Raw genomic sequence first — 17,436 nt, forward strand, 5'->3', positions numbered from 1 at the left:
TCGTTACGGGCGCCAATTACGACACCGAAAACGGCTTTTTACACGGCGGCGCAGCGGAGCATTTTCCCATGCAAAAACCGCATATGAGGCATGCAAAAATCCCGCTTGTGAGGAGCGATTTTCGCGCCTAATTGCCGAATTATCGGGGCGCAATGCCCCTAAGTTTTCTTGGAATAAGGACGACAAAGATGGCTGGAACTTTTACCGCCCGCCCAGTTGCCTTTGGCCGCGCAATGGCTGGCCGCATTTGGCGGCTGCGCAGCACCGTGGGGCGCTGGAATGATGTACGCGTCACACGCAAGGCGCTAAGCACATTAAGCGACTGGCAACTTGATGATATTGGGCTGATGCGTTGCGATATTGAAAACTTCGCTTGATCCGAAGCCAAGTACCAAAAAAAGAAAACCCCGCCACGGCCGTGCCGAGCGGGGTTTTCTTTTTAAGAAACCGAAGGTCTTAGAAGACTGCCTTCAGCATTGCCTTAGCGTTATTCGCCAACCACACAGTGATCGGGTCAGCCTGCATAACATAGGCACCGGCTACTTCGACCTGCGTACCGCTTTTCAAGGCTTCTACGCGTTCGCGATAATCAAGCTCACCGATCTGCATAAGAAGGAATGCTTTGAACAGCATCGCCCCTGTCAGCGTCAACAAGAACGGACGCACGAAAGATTTCTTGCGCGCAGCACTTGTATAGTACGAACGGCCCAGCGTTCCCGCCGCTTCAAAGCCGCCGCCCCTACGATGAATTTTTTCTACACGGCGCAACCGGCCCTGAAATTCCTGAATATATGGATCCACCATTACACCAATCCTTACAAACTCGACGTCCACCCGACGCACGAAGCCTATCCCACTCTCACCAAGGCCATACTAGGTTGAAAACAGGGCGAAAATATGGCGAACTGTTAGCTCTTTTTAAGACAAAGCGTCGTCCAGTCCGCGATTTCGTCGCGGCTTTCAACAATAAAGCCGTTTTTAGTGTACGTAGCGGCAACTTCGTCGGCTTGTTGGTTCAAAATACCTGAGAGAATCGCATAGCCACCCGGCGCGATATAGCGACTCATGTCGGGTGCAAGCGCCACAAGCGGGCCTTTCAGGATATTGGCAAAGACCAAATCAAAAGGCGCAGCCGCGGTCAGTACGGGATTGTCAAAACCGGCCGCCTCTACGCATTTCACGCGTCCCGACAGACCGTTGGCGTCCACATTTGCCTCTGCAACTTCGACGGCCACTTGATCAATATCCGAGGCCAGAACCGTTTCCGGCCAGATCTTGGCGGCAGCCATGCCCAGAACCGCGGTCCCGCAGCCGATATCGACCACGTTATGCCCGTGGAAGCCGCCATCGGCCAAACGGTCCAATGCACGCAGACAGCCAAGTGTCGTACCGTGGTGCCCGGTGCCAAAGGCCATTGCGGCCTCAATCAACAACGGCACGCGGCCTGCGGGAACCTTGTCAGAGTCGTGACTGCCGTAAACAAAGAACCGTCCAGCTTCGACCGGTGCCAGATCACGCCGCACTTTCGCGACCCAATCTTGGTCTGGCACTTCTGAGACCGTGAAATCCTTTGCCCCGTGCATCTTTGCCAAAAGGGCAAGCTCAATCGCGTTGGGGGCCTCGATGAAATAACCGCCCACTTCCCAAAGGCCAGAACCGTCTTCGATTTCGAAAACGCCAATGCCTGTTGGTTCCGGAACCAGATTTTCCAGCGCCTCGCCCAGCGCGTCCGCGCTGGCTTTGCCGGGAAGGGTCGTTAGGGCAGTAAAGGTAGGCATTCGACGCTCCGATAAATTTCTTACCCTCTGCGCCTAGGCCGCTGCAGAGGGCTGGTCAAGCTTACAACACGTACCCGTCACGCACCGGTGCCAATCGGGCAGCTTACGCCTGTGCCGCCCAGCCCACAGTACCCGTTCGGGTTTTTCGCCAAATACTGCTGATGGTAATCTTCGGCGTAATAGAACTGCGGCGCAGGGATGATTTCAGTTGTAATGCTTTCCAGCCCAGCCGCGTTAAGCCGTTCCTGAAAGATCGCCTTGCTGTGTTCGGCGGTCTGCTGCTGTGCGTCGTTGTAGGTGTAGATCCCAGAACGGTATTGCGTGCCCATGTCGTTGCCTTGGCGCATCCCTTGGGTCGGATTGTGCCCTTCCCAAAACACCCGCAGCAATTCATCGTAAGCAATAACCGCCGGATCAAAAATGACGCGCACGACCTCGTTATGACCAGTCTGGCCGGTACAGACCTCTTCGTAGGTCGCGTTCGGGGTGAAGCCCCCCGCATAACCCACCATCGAAAGGTAAACGCCTTCAAGCGACCAGAACACCCGTTCGACACCCCAAAAGCAGCCCATACCAAACATGGCTTCCTGCATTCCACCCGGCACATCCGCCTTCAGCAAACGCCCATTCACGAAATGAGTTTGCGCAGTCGCCAACGGCACGTCCCGCCCCGGAAGCGCAGCATCAGGGGCGACCATTTCGGTTTTCTTTCGGGCAAAAGCAAACATCGCAGTCTCCTTCTATTCTATCTTATCAGAATATAGCGCCCGACACTGAAAAACCTACTCTGCCGGGGTCGGTGCGTATTTGGTGAACACGGTTTCATTCCCCCGCTCAGGATGGCGCGGAATCAACATCGCCAGCCCAAACGACGCAGCCGCCATCGCAGACGCCAGCACGAAAACCGCGCCCGGCGACGTGACCCAAAGGTATCCCAGAAACGCGGGCAAAAAGACCGCCGCGATGTGGTTGATGGTAAACGCAACCGCCGCTGTTGGCGCGATATCACCCGGATCCGCGATCTTTTGGAAATAGGTCTTCAACGCGAACGCAAGCGAGAAGAACAAGTGATCGACCACATAAAGGATCGACGCCAGCAAAACGCCCCAGCCAAAGTAATAGATACCGCCATATGCAAGGAACACACCGACCAGCCCGACATATTCGAACATCAGAATCCGGCGTTCTCCGAATTTTCCGACAGCGCGGCCCATCAAGGGCGCAAACACCATGTTGGCGACAAAGTTGATCAGGAACAGCGCAGTAACCTCGTGCACCTCAAACCCGAACCGTTCGACCATCATGAAGGCCGCAAAAACAACGAAAATCTGACGCCGCGCGCCAGACATGAATTGTAGCGCATAATACAGCCAGTAACGGCGGCGCAGGACCATCTTTTTAAGCTGCGGATGTGGGGCTTCGAACTGTGGGTAGGCAAAAAAGCAAATCAGCGCGACAAGCGCCGTGAACCCGCCCGAAATCATGTAAACGAAATTATAGGACAGTTCGAACGCCTTCCAACTGGCAACGATCAACCCATAGGCCACCAACGCCGAACCGGACCCGATGGCGACCAGCCAGCCCAAGACCTGTGGCGCCTTATCCCGTTCGATCCACTGCAACTGAAGCGATTGGTTGACGGTCTCATGATAATGAAACCCAATCGAACTGATCATTGTGATCGTCAGAATGCCCCCCAAGGATGGATACCACGCTGTGACGGCGGTCGCGACACCCAGCATTGCCAAGGACACAAGGCCCAAAACCTGCTCTCGCATAAAGATGATCAGCGCGATCACCCCTACGGCCAGAAACCCCGGAATTTCGCGCACTGTATGCAACCAGCCGATTTCGACACCGGTGAAGCCCGCGACCTCGATCACAAAGTTGTTCAAAAGCGCGGACCACGTGGCAAACCCGACGGGCATCGCCACAGCCATCAGGGCCAGCAGAACAATGGGCTGACGCCAACGCGGAAGATCAGACGTGGCGGCAAGCGGAACCCGCTCAAAGAGTTTCAGAATTCTATGCATGTTGAATGCATTAGGCTCCCGCCCTCAGAAAGGCGAGAGGTAAACTGCAACCCGACCGCACATTAACCGTGCGTCAATCGTTGCTTGCGCTGAAGCGGTAGGCGACATCGGCAAAACGGTTGGTCGGAAAGCCATAAGCAAAGCTAAGCCCTTCAGGGCCGGCCACAACGCCATGCTCGGCATCGCCGTCCAAATAGATCGCAACGCCGGGCGCAATCAGATGCGCAACGCCATCAACCGTAACGGTCCCGTTGCCGGTAAGGCCCAGATAAAACTCGGCCGGGGCATGGCGGTGTGGCAGTAAGGTGCCATAGGGGCCAAACTCTGCAACGCCCAGCACCATTCCCGCCGAAGGCGTTCGGTCAGCGCAGATCAACGTGCGCCACATAACGGTCCCAAAAGCCGGATCAGTCCCGCCCTCTGTCACCAATTGACTGGCGTCCACGCTGAACGATTTTCCCGGAGGCTTCATCAGCGCAACAAACGGCTGCGCAGCGTCGAACTTTTCTTGCTCTACTCCCATCGCGCCAACTCCCTTACGCCGCGACCCTGATAAATCTAGATTCGCTAGGATCGGCCCTTTCTGCGCGCCCACACGCGACACCGATAATGTCGGTTTTTGGCCAGTTTTGCTGATCTGGATCAAAGCAGAATGACCGGCGAAGGCGCACAAGCATTCAAATTCGTTAATGTGGGAATGCGATAATGGACATCCTAAGCATAGTGGAATGGGTGGGCGAGGCACGCACGGCTGCGATTTTTGGCCTGATCACCGGCATCATCTTCGGCGTCGCGGCACAGCGGTCTTCGTTTTGCCTGCGTGCAGCAACCGTTGAATTCGCCCGCGGCCACCTTGGGCCCCGTGTATCGGTTTGGCTTTTGACATTCTCAACCGCCGTGGTCTGGGTGCAGGGCGCGCAAATGCTGGGCCTGATGCGCGCCGAAGACGCGCGCATGATGGCCGTGACAGGATCATGGTCGGGCGCAATTATCGGCGGCTTGGTTTTCGGCGCCGGCATGGTTCTGGCACGCGGCTGTTCGGGCCGCCTGCTGGTACTGGCCGCCACCGGAAACCTGCGGGCGGTTGTATCCGGCCTGATCTTCGCCGTGGTCGCACAGATGAGCCTGCAAGGCTGGCTGTCCCCCCTGCGTGACAAACTGGCAGGGCTTTGGATCACCGAAGGCGGTCGCAATCTGAACCTTCTGGATACGGCCCACGTGCCCGAAGGCAGCGGCCTTGCGCTTGGTCTTGCACTTGCGCTGGTCGCGCTTTGGTATGCGCATCAGAACAAGATCGGCACGCGGGTTCTGGTCTTTGCCTCGGGCGTTGGGTTCGCGGTGGCCGTTGGCTGGGCTCTGACCTTCGGGCTTAGCCAAGTCAGCTTTGACCCGGTTCAGATTGAAAGCGCGACGTTCACCGGCCCCTCGGCCAACACGCTGATGTTCTTTCTGGAAAGCAATCCGGTGCTGCAATTCGATATCGGGCTGGTGCCGGGCGTCTTCATCGGCGCGTTCCTAGCGTCCGCTTTCACGCGCGAGTTTCAGTTTCAGGGCTTTCAGGATGCCGACAACATGAAACGCGCCATAACAGGCGCCGCGTTGATGGGGTTCGGCGGCATGCTGGCCGGAGGCTGCGCCATCGGGGCGGGCGTCACAGGCGGATCAATCTTTGCAGGCACCGCATGGCTGGCACTTTTCTGCATGTGGATCGGCGCGATTATCACGGATTTTCTGGTGGACCAGTCCGCGCAGAAGGTTCCCGTTTGATACGGGGCAGGTTCCAACAGTACATTGTTTGATTGGCTGCCACGATCTTCATTCATCACCATTGCGGCAAAGGTTCTGTTTTAACCCAACTCATCGTCGAAGTTGGGCCAACCGCCAGATTTGAAAAAGCGACAGCCCAAGTGCTGCAATTGCAAGCGAAAGCCATACAGCTCCAGATTGCTGCAGATACACGACACCGGAGTCAGGATCGAAACACCGGCCCAACTCATTGAAACAATGGCGCCATTTGAAATACTGGGCATAGAACATGTACCCAAATCCGCAAAATAGCCCAAGAAACACTGCGGAAGTAATCATTCTGCTCACTGGCCATACCCTCGGATTTCCAACAAGACTAAACAGGTCAATGTTGTCACTCAACGGCAGCTTCGCCCCGCACACCTGCACAACGCGTTAAACCATCACTAGTCTAATAAAAGCTCTGCGGATCAATATCCAATTGAAGCCGCAGGTTGGTGGGCAGTTTAAACTGCGCGACCCATTCGCGAAGCGCCGCTTGCAAGGGCGCGCCCTTGTCCGCTTTAACCAACAGACGAACGCGATGGCGTCCGCGAACGCGGGCGATTGGCGCGGGTGCCGGGCCGAAAACCTGTGCCCCGATCCTGCGCAACGGGGCATCCATGCGGGCCATTTCGGCACCCAGATCAAACACGTCTTGCACGTTGGGGCTGCTCAGAACAACGCCGGCCATGCGGCCATAGGGCGGCACGCCTGCGGCCTTACGCTCGGCGGCTTCGGCTTTCCAAAACCCCTCTTCATCGCCGGACAGGATCGCGCGTATCACAGGGTGGTCAGGCTGAAACGTCTGCAACAACGCCACACCCGGCTTTTCCGCCCGCCCCGCACGACCCGCCACCTGACGCATCAACTGAAACGTCCGTTCGGCCGCACGCAGGTCAGACCCTTGAAGGCCAAGATCGGCGTCGATCACCCCAACCAAGGTCAGCAGGGGAAAGTTGTGCCCCTTGGCCACCAATTGCGTACCGATGATTATATCCGCCCCGCCCTCGGCGATGGATTGGATCTGTTCCTTCAGCGCACGGGCCGACCCGTAAAGGTCGGACGACAGAACCGCCACGCGGGCATCGGGGAACTGCGCCGCGACCTCTTCGGCCAAGCGTTCGACACCGGGGCCGACAGGGGCCAGCTTATCGACCGCCTCGCATGATGGGCACTTTTCGGGAACGGGTTTGGTTTCCCCGCATTGATGGCAGACCAACCGTTTTTGGAACCGATGTTCGACCATCCGCGCGTCGCAATGATCGCACCCAATCTGATGACCACAGGCCCGGCAGATGGTCACCGGCGCATAGCCGCGGCGGTTGATGAACAACAACGCCTGTTCACCCGCCTCGATGCGCTTGGACACTGCGCGTTGCAGCGTTGGCGAAATCCAACGGTTCGACGGAAGGCTTTCATCGCGCATATCAATCGCGCGCATTTCTGGCATAACAGCAGGGCCGAACCGCGCCTCTAGATCCAGCCGCTGGTATTTCCCGGCCTCGACATTCGCCCAGCTTTCAAGCGACGGGGTAGCCGACGCCAGTACAACCTGAGCAGAGGCAAAATGAGCCCGCAGCACGGACATATCGCGCGCGTTATACAGTGCGCCCTCTTCCTGTTTGTACGAAGTATCGTGTTCTTCATCGACGACGATCAGACCAAGATCACGATAAGGCAGAAACAGTGCGGACCGCGCGCCCACAACCAGTTGCGCACCGCCCTGCCCCACCATTTTCCAACAGCGCCGGCGTTCCGTCATCGTAACGCCCGAATGCCATTCGGCAGGCTTTGCCCCGAACCGCTTTTCCACGCGGGTCAGGAATTCTGCCGTCAGGGCAATTTCCGGCAACAGCACCAGCGCTTGGCGGCCCTGCTGCAGGCATTCTGCAACAGCCTCCAGATACACTTCGGTCTTGCCCGACCCGGTAACGCCCTTCAGCAACGTTGAGCCATATTCGCCCGAAGCAACCGCCGCCTTCAATGCATCCGCAACATCGGCCTGAGCCTGGGTCAGTTCATGACCCGGAAGGTTCGGATCAAGACGTGGATAGGGCAGATCGCGCGGCGTATCCTCTTCGGACACTGCGCCTTGTTTGACCAAACCCTTGATCACGGATGTTGATACACCCGCCATCTCCGACAGCTCGCCTAGGGTGAACGCCAGATCGCCGTATTCCTCTAGCACTGCGATGACGCGGGTGCGCGCGTCGGTCATCCGATCCGGTTCATTGTGGCCAAGGCGATACACTTTGCGCATCGAAACCGCATCGCCCAAACCCGGTGCGCGGGTCGCAAGACGCAACATCGCGGGCATTGGCGTTACGGTGTAATCCGCCGCACGGATCAGGAAGTTGCGCATATCTTCGCGCATTGGCGCCGCATCCAGCACGCGGATGATCGACCGGACCTTGGCAAGGTCATATCCGCCTTCGCCATTGCCCCAGACCACGCCCAAAACCTTGCGCGGGCCCAACGGCACCTCAACAAACGCCCCAAGGTGGCAGCCCCCTTCCGGCGCGCGATAGTCCAGCGCACGATCCAGTGGCTGTGTCGTCAACACCGCAACAAGCGCGCCTTCGTCAAAGAACTGATCCGTCATACGCTCCGCCGCAATTCAGAGGGTTCCAGCCCCCGCGCCCATCCTGTATCAGGGGCGCAAATCAAGGCAAATGCCCGCAGGAGACGCAGCATGAAATTTTTCGTAGATACCGCCGATGTAGAGGCGATCGCCGAACTCAACGATCTTGGCATGGTTGACGGTGTTACCACAAACCCTTCTATCATCATGAAATCTGGCCGTGACATCCTTGAAGTCACGAAAGAGATTTGTGACCTCGTCGCTGGCCCCGTGTCCGCCGAAGTTGTTGCAACCAAAGCCGATGACATGATCGCCGAAGGCCGCAAACTGGCCAAAATCGCGGAAAACATCACCGTGAAGGTGCCGCTGACATGGGATGGCCTGAAAGCCTGTAAAACCCTCAGCAGCGAAGGCAACATGGTCAACGTGACGCTCTGCTTCTCTGCCAACCAAGCGCTTTTGGCCGCCAAAGCGGGTGCAACATTCATTTCGCCGTTTATCGGCCGTCTGGATGACATCAACATCGATGGGATGGACCTGATCGCGGATATTCGCACAATCTATGACAACTATGACTTCGGAACCGAGATTTTGGCCGCGTCCATCCGCACGGTCAACCACATGAAAGACGCAGCCCTTGTGGGTGCCGATGTGGCAACTGCACCGCCCGCAGTCATCAAATCCATGGCCAATCACGTGCTGACAGACAAAGGTTTGGACGCTTTTATGAAAGATTGGGAAAAAACAGGGCAGAAAATTCTGTAAGTTTCGTGTAAGGTCGCAAAAAAAGACGACAAAGAGGCAAGTCGATGAGCAGCACGGCAATGACCGAAACAAACCTGCGGGACCGGATCATATCGGATCCCGACGTCATTCTTGAAGATCGCGACCTAATGCGCGCCCTAGTTGCGGCCAATGAAAAAAGCCTTGGCAACAACATTATCGATCTGCGCGGCATTGCGATGGAACGGTTGGAAAAGCGCCTTGCGCGCCTTGAAGACACCCACCGTTCCGTAATCGCGGCCGCGTATGAAAACCTTGCGGGAACAAATCAGATTCACCGCGCGATCCTGAAACTTCTGGATCCGTCCGAGTTTGAACATTTCCTGAAGAACCTAGGCGGCGAAGTCTCTGACATCCTGCGCGTCGATCACGTTCGGCTGGTTCTGGAATCCGCACAAAGCCAACTGGACCCAGCGCTGGCCCGTTTCGGCGAAGTGCTAAGCGTGGCAGAGCCGGGCTTTGCAGAACACCACCTGACGCAAGGCCGCCAGACAACGACCCGCACGGTGACGCTTCGCAAGGTTTCATGCTCCACCCCGCTGATCTATGGGGACGCGGCAAGCTGGATCAGATCCGAGGCCGTCCTGAAGCTTGACCTTGGCGAAGGCCGTCTTCCGGGCCTGCTTGTTATGGGTTCCGAAGATCCCAACCTGTTCTGCCCGACTCAAGGAACGGACCTGCTGGCCTTTTTCGCGGGCGTCTTTGAACGTGCCATGCGGCGCTGGCTGTCATGACCCTCATGCTTTCGCCGGCGGTGCGTGATGCACTTGAAAGCTGGCTAAAGCATGAAAAGGCTTTGAACAGCGCGACGGAAAACACATTGAAAGCCTATCGCACGGATGTGCTGGGCTTTCTTTCTTTTCTAAACCAACATTTTGGCGAACAGTCAGGCCTTGCGCCGCTGGCCCGCGTCGGCGTGACCGATATGCGGGCATGGATGGCGCATGAACGTGGGCGCGGCGTTGCTGCGCGTTCCCTTGCCCGTTCCCTTTCCGCCGTCAAAAGCTTTTACCGGTGGCTAAGCGCACGGGAAGGGTTTGAACCCACTGCGGTTCTGTCCACCCGCGCCCCAAAGTTCCACAAAAAGCTGCCCCGCCCCTTGGCCGAAGATGCCGCCCGCGCGATGATCGAAACCGTCGAACTACAGTCGCAAAAGGGCTGGGTCGCGGCGCGTGATGTTGCCGTGGTGACCCTGCTGTACGGCTGCGGCCTGCGTATATCCGAGGCGTTGGGCCTTACCGGCAAAGACGCCCCCCTGCCCGACGTGCTGCGCATTGTTGGTAAAGGCGGGAAAGAACGTTTGGTACCCGTGCTGAATGCTGCGCGCGATGCGGTTGGTCGTTACACTGACCTGTGCCCGTTCGATCTGGACAGCGACGCGCCCCTGTTTCGCGGCGTCCGCGGCGGCGCACTGAACCCGCGCCTGATTTCCGGAGTGATGGAGTCTGCACGAATGCAGCTTGGCCTGCCCGCCACCGCCACGCCACACGCGATGCGCCACAGCTTTGCCACGCACCTGCTTAGCGCGGGCGGTGACCTGCGGGCGATCCAGGAACTGCTTGGCCACTCCTCTCTTTCCACGACACAGGCCTATACGGCCGTCGACACCGCCCGCCTGATGGAAGTGTACGAGAAAGCGCACCCAAAAGCCTGAAACCATTGTGCAACTTCCCCGGATAGGTCATGACATGCGCATGACACTTCCGCAAAAAGCCTTGATGGTTCACCTACTCACCGCGACCGGAGCCGTTTTCGCAATGCTTGCGGTCTTGGCAGCGGCGAATGACCACTGGGGAATGATGTTCCTTTGGCTGGTTGTCGCCTTCGTGGTCGACGGGATCGATGGCCCCCTTGCCCGCCGGTACGACGTGAAAACCAACGCGGCGCGATTTGACGGCGTGTTGATGGACCTGATCATCGACTATCTGACGTATGTGTTTATCCCGGCCTATGCGCTGTTCAGTTCCGACCTGTTACCCGGCTGGACAGGATGGTGCGCGATTATCGTCATCACCTTTGCCAGCGTGATCTATTTCGCCGACACCCGCATGAAAACACAGGACTATTCCTTTAACGGCTTTCCCGGCTGCTGGAACATGGTGGTTATCGTCATGTTCGCGCTGAAGCCCGACTTTTGGCTGATCCTGTTCACGATCAGCGTGTTGGCCGTGGCGATGTTCCTGCCGCTGAAATTCATTCATCCCGTACGCACAAAGCGCTGGCGCAAGGTTTCGCTGCCAATCGCGCTTGCATGGACTGGCTTTGCCGCATGGGCCGCATGGGTGGATTTTGATCCTCAAAGTTGGGCGCATCTGGGGCTGACACTGACAAGCGTGTATTTGCTGTTTGCTGGTATCGCTCAGCAAATCCTGCCCGAACAGCGCTAAATCAACAGGCCCGCCGCGCCTTCGTGGCGCAACAGGGCCACCTTGGTTTCCACGCCGCCATCGCCTGAAAATCCACCAAGGCTGCTTGCGCCCAAAACGCGGTGGCAGGGTATGATCACCGGGATTGGGTTTGCGCCGCACGCATTGCCGACCGCTTGCGCAGATGCACCAACCTGTTGCGCAATGTCGCCATAGGTCAGTGTCTCGCCAAATGGTATGGCCAGCATCGCGTCACAAACGGCCCGTTGAAAATCGGAACCAGCCACGCGAAGCGGCAGGTCAAAACGTTCCAGTTTTCCGTCGAAATAATCAGCCAACTGCCGCAGCGCTTTGTTCAACAAAGCTGTGCGCGGGCCACGATCTTCGGCGCCCCAGATCACCTTGATGATTGCGCCGTCTTCTTCCACCAGCCCCAATTGGCCAACGGGGGTGACGAGCGCCGCGATATGCACAGCGCCCGCCATTTTCTTAACCCAGGGCCGTGTCGCAGCGCCCGCAGACATCCGCGTGCTTATGCGTGCCGACATCTGGCAAGATCTTCCAGCACCGCTGGCATTTCGCGCCGTCAGCCTTTTCAAAGACAACGCCCATGCCCTCAACCTCTGGCATGCGGAATGCCTCGGCCGGGCTTGGATCGCCGGTCAGCGACACCGAAGAGGTGATGCAAACATCCGCGAAGTTCACCGATTTCAGCGCCTTCAGCACGTCCGCGTTTTCGATGTGAACCACCGGCGCTGCCTCAAGGCTGGCCCCGATCACCTTATCACGACGCTGAATTTCCAGCGCCGCCGTGACAACACGGCGGGCCTGACGGATGCCAGCCCATTTCGCGGCAAGTGGTTCGTCCAGCCAATCGGCGGGCGTCGCCGGGATGTCTTGAAGGTGAAGCGAGCTTTCGTCGCCCGGGAAACGTTCCAGCCAGACCTCTTCCATGGTGAACACCAGAACCGGGGCCAGCCATGTTGTCAGGCGGTGGAACAGGATATCCAGAACCGTGCGCGCCGCGCGGCGTTCAAGGCTGTCATCACCATCACAGTAAAGCGCGTCCTTACGAACGTCGAAATAGAAGCTGGAAAGCTCCACTGTGGCGAAGTTGAACAACGCTTGGAACACACCTTGGAAATCATAGGCGGCGTAACCGGTGCGCACCTTGTGGTCCAGCTCGGCCAGACGATGCAGAACCCAACGCTCTAGCTCGGGCATATCCGCAGGCTCAACCTTTTCCGCGTCCGAGAACCCGGCAAGGTTGCCCAGCATAAACCGCATCGTGTTGCGCAAACGGCGATAGCTGTCAGCCACACCTTTCAGGATTTCATTCCCGATGCGCAGGTCCGCCGTATAGTCAGACTGAGCCACCCAAAGGCGCAGAATGTCCGCGCCGTATTGCTTGATCACCTGTTCCGGCGCGACCGTGTTGCCGACCGATTTGGACATCTTGTTGCCCTTCTCGTCCAGCGTAAAGCCATGCGTCAGAACCCCGCGATAAGGCGCGCGTCCTTTGGTGCCACAGGCTTGCAACATCGACGAATGGAACCATCCGCGGTGTTGGTCTGTGCCTTCCAGATAAAGATCTGCAATGCCATCCGCAGCCCCATCGGGCCGGTCGCGCAGAACAAACGCGTGGGTCGAACCAGAGTCGAACCAAACATCCAGAATATCGAACACCTGCTCGTATTCGTCGGCATTGTAATCGTTGCCCAAGAACCGCGCCTTCGCGCCATCGGCATACCACGCATCCGCGCCTTCAACCTCAAACGCTTCGGCCACGCGCGCGTTCACCACTGGGTCACGCAGCAGGAAGCCCTCGTCGGTCGGCAACAGCCCCTTTTTCACGAAACAGGTCAGCGGCACGCCCCACGCACGCTGGCGCGACAGAACCCAATCCGGGCGGGCTTCGATCATCGAATACAAACGGTTGCGCCCGGTTTGCGGGGTCCACGTCACCAGTTCGTCGATCGAGGTCAGCGCGCGTTCGCGGATCGTCTTTCCGTATTGGTCCTGCCCGTCGCCGACTTCCTTATCAATCGCCGCAAACCACTGTGGCGTATTGCGGAAGATGACAGGTGCCTTAGACCGCCACGAATGCGGATAGCTGTGCGTCACCCGCCCACGCGCGATGATACCGCCCGCTTCCACCAGCTTGGCGATGACGGCGTTGTTGGCTTTGCCCTCTTTGCCCTTGCGGTCAAACACCTGAAGGCCAGCAAAGAACGGAACATGCGGCAGGAACTCGGATTCCTCGCCCACGTTGTGGGTCATCCGGTCCATCCAGTTACGCTTGACGAAGCATTCATAGTCATCCGCACCGTGGCTTGGCGCGGTATGCACAAAGCCTGTACCGGCATCATCCGTCACGTGATCACCATCGATCATCGGAACGTCGTAATCCCAAAAGCCATCCGCCCCGTCCAGCCCCGCGAACGGGTGTGCACAGGTCACAACAGCCAGTTCTTCGGCCGTAACATCACGCACGCGGCTGAATTCCGTCACGCGTGATTTGCCAAGTGCATCGGCGGCCAGCGTATCGGCGAAAACGTACAGATCACCGGGGCTGGTCCAGCTTTCTTCCTCTGTCGCATCAACGCGGTAAAGGCCGTAAGCAACCTTGGGGTTATACGCGATCGCTTTGTTCGACGGGATCGTCCAAGGAGTCGTCGTCCAGATCACGAAGCGCGCGGCCTCCAGACCCTCTGGCGCTGTTGTCGCTTTGAACGGCACCCAGATCGTGTGGCTTTTGTGATCGTGATACTCGATCTCGGCCTCGGCCAGCGCGGTCTTTTCAACGGGCGACCACATCACAGGCTTGGAACCCTGATAAAGCGTGCCGTTCATCAGGAATTTCATGAACTCCTCGGCGATCACGCGTTCGGCGTGGAAGTTCATCGTCAGGTATGGGTCGGCCCAGTTGCCCGCAACGCCCAAACGCTTGAACTCTTCGCGCTGGATATCCACCCAGCCTTCGGCGAACTTGCGGCATTCCTGACGGAAATCGATGACCGGCACGTCATCCTTGTTGCGGCCTTTCTTGCGGTACTGCTCTTCGATCTTCCATTCGATCGGAAGGCCATGGCAATCCCAGCCGGGAACGTAACGCGCGTCTTTGCCCATCATCTGCTGGCTGCGCACAACCATGTCTTTCAGGATCTTGTTCAGGGCGTGCCCGATGTGCAGATGCCCGTTCGCATAGGGTGGGCCATCATGCAGAGTGAAGGGCTCGCGCCCCTCTTTTTCGCGCAGGCGGTCGTAAACGCCAATCTTGGCCCACCGCTCCAGCCACTCAGGCTCGCGCTTGGGCAAGCCTGCGCGCATCGGGAAATCGGTTTCGGGCAGGTTCAGCGTATCTTTATAGTCGGGCGTGTCGGCACACATGTTTCGTGGTCCTTCAAGGGAATTCGCAATTTGGACGGAGGGGGCGGCGCGATGGCTCAAACGCCTTGTCCCGGCGGCTCATCTGGATCAGAGCGCCGGGCCGATAATTCGAATAATGATGGCCTGCAAATGCATCATGCCATGGCTTATAGGCCGCATCTTAGGGGCCGTAAAGCCACGCAAACCCCAAGGCACGCGCCAATCAAAGAATGGTGTGCGGGGCAACGCCCCGCGCCGCTGGATCAAGCTTCGTCTTTGGCGAAAAGCCCAGTCAGCGCCCGGCGCACCAATGCCGTCACCGATGGGCGCTTTGCCCGCACAAATGGCAATGGGCGACAGACCTCCATCGCCGCAACGCCAACACGGGCCGTCAGTGCCCCGTTCACCACGCCTTCGCCAAACCGGCGGGAGACTTTGGACAACACCCCGCCGCCCGCGACTGAACCCAGCATATCGTCCCCAACCGCCACTGCGCCCGTGGCCACCAGATGCGTCAGCACCGCGCGCGTGATGCGCCAACTGCCCAACGTACCCGACCGCCCGCCATAGATTTCAGCGATCCGCCGGATCATCCGCAGGTTCGATGTCAGCGCCGCAATCAAATCCGCCAATGCCAGCGGCACCAGCGCCGTTACGGTTGCCACTTGCCGGGCGGCACCCTCAACCTCGCGCATCGCGGCGGCGTCCAGCGGGGCCAACAGCTCCACCTCGGCCAAGCCAAGCAACCCGTCGGCGTCGAAAATATCGCCCTTACGCTCGTCAAACCGTTCGCGCCCCCACGCCAGATCGTCCCGCCCGGCATAGAGCTTTTCCAACTTGTCCGTCACACCCCGCGCCGCGCCAAGATCGCCCGATACCACCGCGGCCTCTGCCGCCTTGTGCAGCACATCCATCCGTCGCAGGCGCGCAAATGCGGCCAGCTCGCGCATTGCGACCAACAGGAACGCAACCAAGACCGCCCCGATTAACGCCAACGCAACCGTTCCGATCACCGTGTTCCGCGTCAAAAGAGAGGTCACGAAATCCCACGCCGCAACCGAGGCGATGAACCCCAGCAGCGCGACCAAGGCGCTCCAGAAAAAGCGCCCGATGCGCGACGGTCGGCGCGCGGCCAGCACGGCCATCGTCTGCATGGCCCGGCCTGTCGGCATATCCGGCGCAGCTTCTGGCACGGGTGGCGCTGTCGATGGGGTTTGGGCGGCCTCATCATCCAGTTCGATCAGAACGGGGCCCTTACGATCATTCATAACCATTTCCTCTGCACCAAACTCATAACCGGTCCCCAATCAAAAACTCTGCGGCCTTGTCCAGCCGGATATGCGGTGGCCCCTCGCCCGGTTTCAGGGTTAACGGCGCGGGGGCAAAGCGCATGATTTCGTAATCTGCGTCCAGCCACGCCTCTTTCCCCGATTTGGCCGCTGCCAAAATACGCGCGGGGTCTTCTGGCAATTCACCGGGATAGAACGCCGCCTGTTTACCGCTGTCCAACAACGTGCCCCGCACGCAGTCCAGGTTTTGCCCGTCGTGGTTTAGCGTTTCCTCAACCGTTGCCCGGATAGAGGCAATCGACATTGCCGCCGTCCGCGCCCCCGCGAAATCCGCCCGGTCTTTCGCATCCCGCACCAGCGCCGACATGATCGCCGTCAACCGCCCATGCTGACGGTGATGCAAATGGTCGGCCTTGGTCGCTGCGAACAGTATCTTTTCCACGCGTTTACCAAGCAACAACTGGCTTAGCCATGCGTTGCGACCGGGGCGAAACGCGCCAAGGATTTCGGCCATCGCCTCGCGCAGATCCTCAACCGCTTTGGGCCCCGAATGGATCGCGCCCAGCGCGTCGACCAACACCACCTGCCTGTCGATTTTGGAAAAGTGGTCGCGGAAGAAAGGTTTCACCACTTCGCGTTTATAGGCCTCGTACCGGCGCTCCATCTCACGCCACAGGGTGCCGCGCCCGGTTTGGGCGGGCTTGGGTAATGGCGCGAATGTCAGCACGGGCGAACCCGCCATTTCCCCAGGCAACAAGAAACGACCGGGCGTGCAATCCGAAAACCCCTGCGCGCGGGCCTGATGCAGGTAATTGGCAAACTCTGCGCTCAGCTCTTTGGCGACGGGCTCTTCCAAACGGGCGGTCAGATCGACCCCACCAACGGCGGCAAGGTAGGACGCGGCGAATTCACGCCCCTGCGCACGGGCAAGAGTTTCGGCGGACCAGTCGGTATAAGACTTGTCCAACAGCGCAAGGTCCAACAGCCATTCGCCCGGATAATCGACGATGTCCAAGTGAACCGTCCGCGGCCCCGAAATCGCGCCCATCAACCCCGAAGGCTGCACCCGAAACGACAAACGTAGCTGCGACACAGAACGCGTGCTGTCGGGCCAGTGCGGCGCATCCCCTGTCAGCGCCGCCAGATGGGTTTCATAGTCAAACCGGGGCACCGTATCGTCGGGCTGAGGCTGCAAATACGCCGTGCGGATGGCGCCCGAAGATGCGGCCACAAGTTGCGGCATACGCCCTCGGTCCAGCAGGTTCGCCACAAGCGAGGTGATGAACACCGTTTTCCCGGCCCGCGACAAGCCCGTCACGCCCAACCGGATCACCGGTTCGAAAAACACGCCCGAAACACTGGCGCTGATGCCTTCGACGCCGCGCGTCAGGCCATCTGCAATGTCACCTATTATCAAAGCCGCCCCTCATATTGTTACGCTAAAGATAA

16 protein-coding genes are annotated in these 17,436 nt (G+C 58.7%); 6 read left to right on the top strand and 10 right to left on the bottom strand.

Features of this window, described 5'->3' with window-relative positions; all coding sequences use genetic code 11:
* Positions 1 to 188 precede the first annotated feature (188 nt).
* The gene (locus COL8621_RS12155) at positions 189 to 377 is read left to right on the top strand and encodes a DUF1127 domain-containing protein (RefSeq protein WP_093967617.1); all 189 of its coding nucleotides are present in this window, start codon (positions 189 to 191) and stop codon (positions 375 to 377) included.
* 79 nt (positions 378 to 456) lie between these two features.
* Here COL8621_RS12155 and COL8621_RS12160 read toward each other — a convergent pair whose 3' ends face one another.
* The 5 genes from COL8621_RS12160 to COL8621_RS12180 form a co-directional block, all read right to left on the bottom strand.
* Entirely contained in the window at positions 457 to 804 is a 348-nt protein-coding gene (locus COL8621_RS12160; protein ID WP_093967618.1) for a hypothetical protein, read from the bottom strand.
* A gap of 104 nt (positions 805 to 908) precedes the next feature.
* Positions 909 to 1,778 carry a 50S ribosomal protein L11 methyltransferase gene (locus COL8621_RS12165; RefSeq protein ID WP_093967619.1) on the bottom strand — a complete coding sequence of 290 codons (870 nt, stop codon included), beginning with the start codon at positions 1,776 to 1,778 and terminating at the stop codon, positions 909 to 911.
* Positions 1,779 to 1,855: 77 nt separating this feature from the next.
* A complete protein-coding gene (msrA, locus tag COL8621_RS12170; RefSeq protein ID WP_093967620.1) occupies positions 1,856 to 2,506 on the bottom strand; it encodes a peptide-methionine (S)-S-oxide reductase MsrA in 651 nt (216 codons plus the stop codon).
* A 54-nt stretch (positions 2,507 to 2,560) separates the two neighbouring features.
* Entirely contained in the window at positions 2,561 to 3,811 is a 1,251-nt protein-coding gene (locus COL8621_RS12175; protein WP_093967621.1) for an MFS transporter, read from the bottom strand.
* 73 nt (positions 3,812 to 3,884) lie between these two features.
* A complete protein-coding gene (locus COL8621_RS12180) occupies positions 3,885 to 4,334 on the bottom strand; it encodes a cupin domain-containing protein (protein WP_235823854.1) in 450 nt (149 codons plus the stop codon).
* Positions 4,335 to 4,516: 182 nt separating this feature from the next.
* Here COL8621_RS12180 and COL8621_RS12185 point away from each other — a divergent pair, with 182 nt between their 5' ends.
* Positions 4,517 to 5,578, top strand: a complete 1,062-nt coding sequence (locus COL8621_RS12185; RefSeq protein WP_093967622.1) for a YeeE/YedE family protein — start codon at positions 4,517 to 4,519, stop codon at positions 5,576 to 5,578.
* A 430-nt stretch (positions 5,579 to 6,008) separates the two neighbouring features.
* Here COL8621_RS12185 and COL8621_RS12195 read toward each other — a convergent pair whose 3' ends face one another.
* The gene (locus tag COL8621_RS12195; RefSeq protein ID WP_093967624.1) at positions 6,009 to 8,201 is read right to left on the bottom strand and encodes a primosomal protein N'; all 2,193 of its coding nucleotides are present in this window, start codon (positions 8,199 to 8,201) and stop codon (positions 6,009 to 6,011) included.
* 90 nt (positions 8,202 to 8,291) lie between these two features.
* Here COL8621_RS12195 and fsa point away from each other — a divergent pair, with 90 nt between their 5' ends.
* From fsa to COL8621_RS12215, 4 genes are read left to right on the top strand one after another with little or no spacing between them, the layout of a single operon-like run.
* A complete protein-coding gene (gene fsa / locus COL8621_RS12200; RefSeq protein WP_093967625.1) occupies positions 8,292 to 8,945 on the top strand; it encodes a fructose-6-phosphate aldolase in 654 nt (217 codons plus the stop codon).
* 44 nt (positions 8,946 to 8,989) lie between these two features.
* A complete protein-coding gene (locus COL8621_RS12205) occupies positions 8,990 to 9,697 on the top strand; it encodes a DUF484 family protein (protein WP_093967626.1) in 708 nt (235 codons plus the stop codon).
* Positions 9,694 to 10,617, top strand: a complete 924-nt coding sequence (locus COL8621_RS12210) for a tyrosine recombinase XerC (RefSeq protein ID WP_093967627.1) — start codon at positions 9,694 to 9,696, stop codon at positions 10,615 to 10,617. Before COL8621_RS12205 ends, COL8621_RS12210 begins: the two co-directional genes overlap by 4 nt.
* A gap of 40 nt (positions 10,618 to 10,657) precedes the next feature.
* Entirely contained in the window at positions 10,658 to 11,350 is a 693-nt protein-coding gene (locus COL8621_RS12215) for a CDP-alcohol phosphatidyltransferase family protein (RefSeq protein WP_093968554.1), read from the top strand.
* Here the strand turns inward: COL8621_RS12215 and COL8621_RS12220 are convergent.
* From COL8621_RS12220 to COL8621_RS12235, 4 genes are all read right to left on the bottom strand, one after another.
* Positions 11,347 to 11,814 (bottom strand): methylated-DNA--[protein]-cysteine S-methyltransferase, encoded by a 468-nt coding sequence (locus COL8621_RS12220; protein ID WP_093968553.1) that lies wholly within the window; start codon positions 11,812 to 11,814, stop codon positions 11,347 to 11,349. The two genes, COL8621_RS12215 and COL8621_RS12220, sit on opposite strands and share 4 nt — an antisense overlap.
* 4 nt (positions 11,815 to 11,818) lie before the next feature.
* The gene (gene ileS, locus COL8621_RS12225) at positions 11,819 to 14,719 is read right to left on the bottom strand and encodes an isoleucine--tRNA ligase (RefSeq protein ID WP_093967628.1); all 2,901 of its coding nucleotides are present in this window, start codon (positions 14,717 to 14,719) and stop codon (positions 11,819 to 11,821) included.
* 242 nt (positions 14,720 to 14,961) lie between these two features.
* Entirely contained in the window at positions 14,962 to 15,966 is a 1,005-nt protein-coding gene (locus COL8621_RS12230) for a YcjF family protein (protein ID WP_093968555.1), read from the bottom strand.
* Positions 15,967 to 15,988: 22 nt separating this feature from the next.
* Positions 15,989 to 17,404, bottom strand: a complete 1,416-nt coding sequence (locus COL8621_RS12235) for a YcjX family GTP-binding protein (protein ID WP_093967629.1) — start codon at positions 17,402 to 17,404, stop codon at positions 15,989 to 15,991.
* Positions 17,405 to 17,436 lie beyond the last annotated feature (32 nt).

The sequence above is a fragment of the Actibacterium lipolyticum genome, from assembly GCF_900184935.1.
GTDB classification, from domain to species: Bacteria; Pseudomonadota; Alphaproteobacteria; order Rhodobacterales; family Rhodobacteraceae; genus Actibacterium_A; species Actibacterium_A lipolyticum.